This window comes from Trebonia sp. (assembly GCF_049794275.1).
Lineage (GTDB): Bacteria > Actinomycetota > Actinomycetes > Streptosporangiales > Streptosporangiaceae > Trebonia.
Map to the genome: position 1 here is coordinate 1 of NZ_JBARCR010000166.1, position 6,531 is coordinate 6,531.

Annotated in this window: 6 protein-coding genes and 1 pseudogene; 5 read left to right on the top strand and 2 right to left on the bottom strand. The window is 69.0% G+C overall.

Translation table 11 applies throughout. The annotated features are described in order from the left end of the window. Positions 1-226 (bottom strand): AfsR/SARP family transcriptional regulator (locus WA805_RS04735; protein WP_424561496.1); only part of this gene is annotated, 226 nt, incomplete at its 3' end. Positions 227-667: 441 nt separating this feature from the next. Between WA805_RS04735 and WA805_RS04740 the strand changes: the two genes are divergently transcribed. From WA805_RS04740 to WA805_RS04755, 4 genes are all read left to right on the top strand, one after another. After that, positions 668-1,624 (top strand): DUF929 family protein, encoded by a 957-nt coding sequence (locus tag WA805_RS04740; protein ID WP_425241733.1) that lies wholly within the window; start codon positions 668-670, stop codon positions 1,622-1,624. A 116-nt stretch (positions 1,625-1,740) separates the two neighbouring features. Further along, positions 1,741-2,727, top strand: coding sequence for a DUF929 family protein (locus WA805_RS04745; RefSeq protein ID WP_422271476.1), 987 nt, complete (start codon positions 1,741-1,743; stop codon positions 2,725-2,727). An 84-nt stretch (positions 2,728-2,811) separates the two neighbouring features. Beyond that, positions 2,812-3,585 (top strand): vitamin K epoxide reductase family protein, encoded by a 774-nt coding sequence (locus WA805_RS04750; protein ID WP_425241734.1) that lies wholly within the window; start codon positions 2,812-2,814, stop codon positions 3,583-3,585. Between the two features lie 95 nt (positions 3,586-3,680). Beyond that, positions 3,681-4,619 carry a cytochrome c oxidase assembly protein gene (locus WA805_RS04755; protein ID WP_424561494.1) on the top strand — a complete coding sequence of 313 codons (939 nt, stop codon included), beginning with the start codon at positions 3,681-3,683 and terminating at the stop codon, positions 4,617-4,619. Positions 4,620-5,039: 420 nt separating this feature from the next. Here WA805_RS04755 and WA805_RS04760 read toward each other — a convergent pair. Next, positions 5,040-5,822, bottom strand: a pseudogene (locus WA805_RS04760) (DMT family transporter); the annotation flags it as partial. Positions 5,823-6,193: 371 nt separating this feature from the next. Here WA805_RS04760 and WA805_RS04765 point away from each other — a divergent pair. Next, a partial coding sequence (locus tag WA805_RS04765) for a hypothetical protein (protein WP_425241735.1) occupies positions 6,194-6,531 on the top strand: 338 nt, incomplete at its 3' end.

A 6,531-nucleotide genomic window follows, 5' to 3' on the forward strand; every position in this document is an offset into this window, starting at 1 on the left:
GGTCAGGGGCGCGGCGGGGACGGTCCGGTTCCAGGGCCCGCCGCAGGCCCGCCACGTACGTGTAGATGCCGCCCTCGGCGGTGGCCGGCGGCTCCTCGCCCCACACCGCGTCGACCAGCTCGCCGCGGGATACCACGCGATTGGCGCGCGTCGCGAGCATGCCGAGAACCGCCAGCTGCCGTGGCTGCCCCGCTTGGATCTCTCGCTCGTCCCGCCAAGCCGTCACCGGCCCCAGCACACCCACCCGCAGCGACACCACAGCCTCGCTGCCCCCTTCGTGCTCGGCACAACCGGCCTGCCTCGCCCTGCCTGCTCCAGGTGCTTCCTGCTACAGGTATTGCCTGCTCCAGGGGCCTGCTACACAACGCGATCAGACGGTTATTGATACGGAGATTACCCGACTCCAGGTCCCGCCTCTAGAAAATATCTAGATCACGTGGAGATACACCGATTATCACTGAATAAGCAACCGACGGCCGGGCCGGCCACCATACCCCCGGCGCGTCGCGGTTGCCTACGGCCGGCCCCCGCGGCACCCCCCCTCACTCCTGTCGCGGGGCCGGCCTCTTACCCTCAGTCCTGACGCCCCTGGGGCACCCCCGCCTGGCGCGGGGCCTACGATGGGGCCATCTAATCACGAGCAGTGCGGGGCGATATACGCGTAGTGATGGCTGCGCAACGCATCGCATGCGGGGCTGGCCGGATGGGCGGGGCGAACGTGGCCAATCAAGGTTCTGACAGGCGCGCGCGGATCGCGGCGCAACGGGCGTCCGCGCAGCGTACGCGAACCAGGAACCGGATCCTGATCGCGGGCGGCGCCATCGTCGCGGTCGTGGGGATTGTCCTCGGGCTCGTCCTGGCCGGCGGGAATTCCACGACTGGCGGCAGCGGCAGCAGCCCCTCAGCCGCGCCGGCCAGCCAGGCGGTCGCCAGCCTCGTCACCACGACAACCTCCGTCCCGGCTGCCACCCTGGACAAGATCGGGGCAGGAGCGACGACCTCCCCGCCAAAGACGATCAGCGGCGCGCCGCTCACCAGCGGCGGCAAGCCGGAGGTGCTCTACATCGGCGCCGAGTACTGCCCGTACTGCGCCGCCGAGCGCTGGGCGATGGTGGTGGCGCTCAGCCGCTTCGGCACGCTCAGCGGGCTGGGGCTCATTCACTCGGCGGCCAAGGACGGCGCCGGGCAGGCCGAGCCGTATCCGAACACGGCGACCTGGACGTTCGCGCACGCGAGCTACGCGAGCAAGTACCTGACGTTCACCCCGGTCGAGACGTACACGAACGTCCCCGACCCCTCCACCGGCTTTTACACCCCGCTGCAGACGCCAACCGCGGAGCAGCAGGCGCTGCTCACCAAATACGACTCCGCCAACGGCGGTGCCATCCCGTTCATCAGCTACGGCAACAAGTACCTGACCGTCGGCGCCTCCTACGATCCTGGCGTGCTGGGCGGGCTGACCTGGAACCAGATCGCGGCCGACCTGCATAACCCCGGCAGCCCGGTAGCCGCAGGCGTGCTCGGCACCGCCAACTACATGACCGCGGCGATCTGCGGGCTCACGAACAACCAGCCGGCGTCCGCGTGCACGCCGGTGGTGCAGTCGTTGCAGGCGAAGATCTGACGTGGACGGCGGCGACTTGCCCGTTTGTATAGGTCAGGTCGCGTTCGGGCTACCCAGAGGTATCTCTCAGGCGCAGACCGGACATAGCGCGCCCAAATCCCCCTACCATGTGCGGTATGGGCAAAGCGAGCAGGACCAAGCAGGCACCCGATCGGCGCGCGCGTGTCGCGGCGCAGCGGGAGGCGGCGCGGCGCGCTGAACAGCGCAAGCGGATCTACATCGCCGGCGGGTCCATCCTCGCCGTGATCGTCGTGGTGCTCGCTTTCGTCCTGGTCAAGGTCAACAGCGGCGGCGGCTCGGCCGGGGCGTCGAGCAACGGGCCGACAGGCACCGCCCTCACCACCTTGACCAAGCAGGTGACCACCGTCCCTGCGAGCGTTCAGGACCAGGTGGGCGCGGGCACCGTCAGCAGCGCCGACTTCATACCGGCCAGCGAGATCCCGGCCGCCAGCGCGGCGAACGCCGGGTACTTCGCGACCGTCAACGGCAAGCCGCTCACCTCGGGCGGCAAGCCGGAGGTCCTGTATATCGGCGCAGAATACTGCCCGTTCTGCGGCGCCCAGCGCTGGGCCATGATCGCGTCGCTGAGCCGCTTCGGCACGTTCTCCGGGCTCAAGACGATCCACTCGTCCAGCAGCGACACCGACCCGAACACGCCCACGTGGTCGTTCTACGGCTCGAAGTACACCAGCCCGTACATCACCTTCACCCCCGTCGAGGAGACCACGAACGAGCGGCAGGGGAACTCGAGCGACACAAGCGTGCCCTACGTCACCCTGCAGACACCGACGTCCGCCCAGCAGGCGCTGCTCACCCAGTACGACCCGGGCGCCAACGGTTACAGCGGCGCGATCCCGTTCATCGACATGGGCAACAAGTACGTCGAGGTCGGCAACCTGTCCCCGTACGGTCCTACCGTCATCGACGGCAAGAGCTGGAGCCAGATCGCCACGGCGATGACGCAGCCGAATTCGGCGATCGCGAAGGGCGTGCTCGGCTCGGCCAACTACATGACCGCCGGCATCTGCAAGATGACGAACAACCAGCCGGCCAGTGCCTGTACGCCCGCCATCCAGGCGCTGGAGAGCAAGTTCGCGAGTTAGCACCTGACAGGCCGCGGCGCGGTTACCGGCTGTAAGCTGAGCAGCGACCAGCCGCCGCGATGACAGCACGGGAGAGCAACCCCGATGGCAAGCTCGAAGGCACGGTCCCGGAACCGGTCCGGGGGCGCCCGTCCCGCGGCGCGCACCGCCGCGCCGAAGCAGCAGGGGCAGCAGCCGCAGGGGGCCAAAGGGTCCCAGGCGGCCAAGGCACCCGCAGCTAAGCCGCAGGGAGCGTCGGCAAAGCCGCAGGGAGCGTCGGCAAAGCCGCAGGCAGCAGGAGCGCAGGCGGAGCAGCCGCGGGAAACGGCGCAAGGTGGTCCCGGCCGTGCGAAGCGGCAGGCAACGGCCGTCACGGCTGAGCCTGTCGCGCCAGCCAGGCCGGCCGGCCCGCCGATCTGGCTCCAGTTCACCACGCTGGCACTCGCCATCGTCGGGCTCGGGCTGTCCGCGTACGAGACGTACGCGCACTTCAACGGGTCGCACCTGGCCGGCTGTCCAACCGGCGGCAACGGCACGTTCAACTGCACCGCCGTGATCACCAGCTCGCAGTCCATGGTGTTCGGCGTGTTCCCGGTGGCCGTGCTCGGGCTGGCGTTCTACGTGGTCGTGACCGCGCTCATGACCCCGTGGGCCTGGCAGATACAGCGCCGGGAAGTCGGCCTGCTGCGGCTCGTCTCGATGGTCGCTGGCATGGGGTTCGTGATGTACCTGATCTACGCCGAGGTGGTCCAGATCCAGGACATCTGCGAGTACTGCACCGGCGTGCACGTCATCACGTTCCTGCTGTTCTGCATCACCGTCTTCTCCGCCGCCATCTGGGGCCTCGGCAAGCCCGCCGCCAAGGCGAAAGCAGCCTGAGCCGCCACGCCGCCCAGCTGACCGCCCAGATGACATTGTTTTCATCTTGGCCAGCGCCTCTCCCGGTGCGAGGTACTGCTAAGTAGGGTGAGCGCGTGCACTACCTCCTGGATAACTGGTCGTTCGACCCGTTCCTGATCGTCGCGCTCGTCGTGGTGGTATGGCACGAGATCGGGCTGCGGCGGCTGGCCAGCCGGTCCAGGCCGGAGCGGACGAGGGAGCGGCGGCTGCGGTCGCTGTGGTTCTACCTCGGTCTCGCGGTGCTGCTCCTGGCGGTCGAATCGCCGCTGGACTACTGGGCCGATTCCTACTTCACGGTGCACATGGTGCAGCACCTGCTCTTGATGTTCGCCGCTCCGTCGCTGGTCGTCGCTGGCGCGCCGTGGCAGCCGTTGCTCGCCGCGCTGCCTGGCCGGTCCGGCCAGTCGGTGACCCGCGGTGTCATGACCAGAGGCTGGTCCCGGCCGCTGCGGTCGGCAAGCGGCTTCTTCCTGCGTCCGTGGGTCGCGGTGATCACGTTCAACGTCGTGATGGTGGCGTGGCACATCCCCGCGCTGTTCGACCTCGCGCAGGGCAACCAGGCGGTGCACATCTGGCTGATGCACGGCAGCTTCTTCGCGGCTGGCGTGCTGTTCTGGCTCCAGTTCATCCCGTCGCCGCCGTTCCGCAGCCAGATGCCGCTGCTAGGCAGGGCCGGGGCGCTGCTGGCGACCAACGTCGTGATGATCATGATCGCGATGTCGCTGAGCATCTTCGTGAGCCACTCGGTCTACACGGCCTACGACCACGTGCCCGGCGTGACGCTGCCGCCGTTCGCCGACCAGCAGATCGGCGCCGCGATCCTGTGGGTGTGCGGAGACTTCTGGGCGCTGCCCACGATGATCCTCACGATCAGGAAGCTGATCGGCGACGAAGGGGGCATCGGCACCGCGCTCGAGCGGTTCCTCGGCGCCGGCGCCCGTGGCGCGACGGTGCGCGGCTGGGCCTCGTCGGGGGCCATCCGCGAGCGGGTCAGCGAACGGCCCAGAACGTAACTTCGCGACGCCGTAGCCCGTAACCCGAAGACCTAAGCCGCGCAGATCGGGTCCTGACTGTTGCGCGGTCTCGCTGGCCGTGTCGCTCTCATCTCCGGGCGCGTGGTGGGCCCCGGTGGACTCGGCGTGGCCGTTCGCCGTCTGCCCGTTCACGGACGGCATGTCCGCGGGCGTCATGTCCACGGGCGTCATGTCCGCGGGCGTCATGTCCGCGGGCGCGGACCCGTCCTCCTTGCGCAAGTGGATGCCGTGCAGCGGGCGTATCGGGTGTATCTGGTGGATCTGGTGTATCGGATGTATCTGGTGTATCGGGTGCGGGATGCTCGGCGGTGTCCAGGACCGCAGCTGGGACAGCGCCGGCGCCCTGGCCACCATGATCACGCCGACCACGAGCGCGACGATCCCGGCCGCCTGCATCGCCAGCAGGGCAGGCGTCACCTGGATCCGGTCACCGAACACGATGACGCCGAGCAGGAGGCCCACCAGCGGCTCGCCCGCCGAGATGGCCGGCAGCGACTCGTTCAGCGGGCCGGCGTTGAACGCGCTCTGCATCAGCCAGATGCCGATCGCGCCGGCGCCCACCAGCGCGTACGGCGCCCAGGTCGTGAACATCGCGCTGATCCCGCTGGACTGCAAGATCTCCAGCGTCTGCCTGGTCAGCGCGTCCTGAATGCCGAACACCAGGCCCGCGCCCACCCCGGTCAGCAGGGCCCGGGACCGGCCCTGACGGCGGAGCCCCGCGTGCACGGCGAGGGCGGCGATGCCGGCGATCACCGCGGCGACAAACCAGTGTGACACTGAGCCGAACGACAGGCCGATCGGCTTCGCCGACCTCGACGCCGACAGCAGGGCCACCCCGGTGATCAGCACCGCCGCTCCGAGCACCTCCCAGACTGTGAGCGACGCCTTGGACAAGGGCACCGCGATCACCAGCGCGAAGACCAGGTTCGTGGTCAGCAAGGGCTCGACGAACGCCAGCGACAGGTGCCCGATCGACCAGGCCGCGAGTACCTGGCCGCCGACCATGCACCCGATGCCCACCAGCCATCGCGGGGAGCGCAGCAGGCCGGTGATCAGCCGCAGCCGCAGGAATCGCGAGTCCGGCTCCCGCTGCGCCGCGTGCTGCTGGAGGACGAACCCGGTCCCGATCAGCAGCGCGGCCAGCAGGGTGACCCCGTAGTCGAGGCTGACGTCGATGTCCACGGCGACCCTAGGCCGCCTGGCGGGCTAGGCCGCCACCAGCGAGACCTGAACTCATGATCGGTGTCGCCCCTGGTAGTCGTAGGGAGGCTCTGGACGTATGGTAGCCGGGCCCAGGCCACCCGGCGGACAGGCTCGGCGGCTCCCCCACAGGCCAGTCTCTGAACCTCTTACCCGGGCTGCCTATCATCACAAGCTCGAAATGATAACGTTCCGGCGCGCGTCTGCCGTTCCCGTTACCGCGTCTCGGTCTGTGATAGCGGCGTTCCCAGCCCGGGTAGTGCCTGGTCAGGCAGTACTATCATGAAGAGTGCACCAGCCATGTGCACGTGCATGATTGCATCGCGTAGGAGAGCTCAGGTGGGGGGCTGCAAATGGCAGGGTCGAGACCGGCGCGCGCCGGCAGTAAACGAACAGCGGGCAGGCGGCGGGCCGTCGGCACCCGGGACAGGATCATCGCTCATCTTGCCGCGGCCGACGAGATCGCCGACCCGACGGGGATGGCCAGCACCAGGCTCGCCGAGGCCGTCGGTTACCCAGGCTCAAGCGTCGCGTTCGCGCAACTGCTTTCCGGGATGGAGCGCGACGGCCTGATCGCGCGCGAGGTGCGCGGCAAGCGGACCTACCGGATCACTCTCGCGGACGGCGCGGCGGCGGCCAGGCCCGGGCTGGCAGCCAGTCTGGCGGCGGGGCCGGGAGCCGTGCCAGGAAC

Excerpts from the sequence above, each read along its gene's own strand:
- WA805_RS04740 (WP_425241733.1), top strand. The coding sequence starts at position 668 with ATGGCTGCGCAACGCATCGCATGCGGGGCTGGCCGGATGGGCGGGGCG.
- WA805_RS04745 (WP_422271476.1), top strand. The coding sequence starts at position 1,741 with ATGGGCAAAGCGAGCAGGACCAAGCAGGCACCCGATCGGCGCGCGCGT.
- WA805_RS04750 (WP_425241734.1), top strand. The coding sequence starts at position 2,812 with ATGGCAAGCTCGAAGGCACGGTCCCGGAACCGGTCCGGGGGCGCCCGT.